This is a genomic window from Roseateles sp. P5_E11, assembly GCF_054049355.1.
This window is the reverse complement of the sequence record NZ_JBFUMO010000934.1, coordinates 1-1516: the sequence shown is the minus strand read 5'-3', so window position 1 is coordinate 1516 and position 1516 is coordinate 1. Positions and strand designations below refer to the sequence as shown.

Here is a 1516-nt window from a genome sequence, read left to right as displayed (position 1 = left end):
CCGTAATAGGCCAGGCGGTTGACGGCCTCCAGGCCGACTTCCTTGAAGGTCGGCACATTCGGCAGYGCCGCCAGGCGCTGCGGTGCGGCGACGACGATGGGAATGAGGCGGCCGTCCTTGATGAAGGGTAAGGCCGAGGGCAGGTTGTCGAAGATCATCGGCACCTGGCCGGCCACCGTGTCGTTCAACGCCGGGCCGGCACCGCGGTAGGGGATGTGCAGCACGAAGACGCCGGCCAGCGTCTTGTAGAGCTCCATCTGCAGGTGGCCGATGCCGCCGGTGCCGGAGGTCGCGTAGCTGTGCTTGGCCGGGTTCTTCTTGAGTTCGGCGACGAAGCTCTTGTAGTCGCGCGCCGGGAAGCTGGGGTGCACGGCAATGACGTTGGGCGTCGCCGCAACGTTGATGATGGGCGTGAAGTCGGTCAGCGGGTTGTAGGCGATCTTGGGATTGATCGCCGGGTTGGCCGCCGTCGTCGACACCGTGGCCATGCCCAGTGTGTAGCCGTCGGGCGCGGAGCGCACGATTTCCATCGCGCCGACTGTGCCGCCGCCGCCGGCCTTGTTGTCGACCACCATGGTCTGGCCCAGGACGCTGGACATGCGCTCAGCGACGATGCGGGCAATGATGTCCGTCGTGCCGCCTGGTGCGAACGGCACGATCAGGCGGATGGGTTTGGCGGGGTAGCCCTGCGCCCAGGCCAGATGCCCGAAGGGGCCGAGGCTGGCGAGTGCGGCGGCTTGGAGGACGGAACGGCGTTGCATGAAGTCGGTCTCCTTGGTTTGATGGGGCGATGCTAGTTCAGGACGGCTGACCCAGCAGGCCGGCACGCAACCGGGCATCGCTGTTGCTGTCGCCAAGGAAGACCTTCAGGAAGGCCGTGTAGAAGTCCTGGCCCTCGATGGGCTTGCCCCAGACCTTGCCATTGACCGACAGGACGGTGCCACCCTGGGTGGGCAGATAGTCGATGTGCAACAGGTCGCCCTTCTTCACGCGGCCTACGTCGGCGATGGCCGTGTTGAACTGCTTCAGGCGCTCGGCCACCGCCGCCTTCTCGGCCTCGGTGGAGTTGCGATTCACCCCCTTGCCGATGGCCTTGACGAATTCCTGCGTCGACACGTCCTTCACGAGCGGAATGACGATGCGCATCTCCAGCCGCTTGGGGCCGGCCTCGGCGTAGATGGCGTCGGGCGCCGCCGCCTTTTGTGGCAGGTAAAGGGCCGCGAGATAGAGCGGGTAGATGGCCACCTGGCGCTTGCCGGTACCGTTCAACACCAGGGTGCTGCCGCCGAGCTGCAGCGTGTCGGGAAAGTCCTGGTTTTCATAGCGGACAGCGCGGGCGGGCATGGATGCGGCTGCGGCCAGGGCGAGAACGGCCGCACGGCGGCGGATGGACAAAGTCATTCACGGGCTCCAACGGTCAGCGGGCCGGACGATAACGCGGCAGGCGACTCCGGCGCGGACAAGGCCCAGGCGATGTGCTCGGTCACCACTTCGTCGGCGCCGTGCCCTGCTTGCT

The 1516-nt window shown here is 66.5% G+C and carries 2 protein-coding genes; both read right to left on the bottom strand.

The annotated features are described in order from the left end of the window. Positions 1-761, bottom strand: a 761-nt coding sequence (locus ACXJKR_RS32225) for a tripartite tricarboxylate transporter substrate-binding protein (protein ID WP_457326323.1), incomplete at its 3' end; no start/stop codon positions are given. Positions 762-798: 37 nt separating this feature from the next. Beyond that, complete coding sequence (locus ACXJKR_RS32220) at positions 799-1401, bottom strand: chalcone isomerase family protein (RefSeq protein WP_082532890.1); 603 nt, start codon at positions 1399-1401, stop codon at positions 799-801. Between the last annotated feature and the right edge of the window lie 115 nt (positions 1402-1516).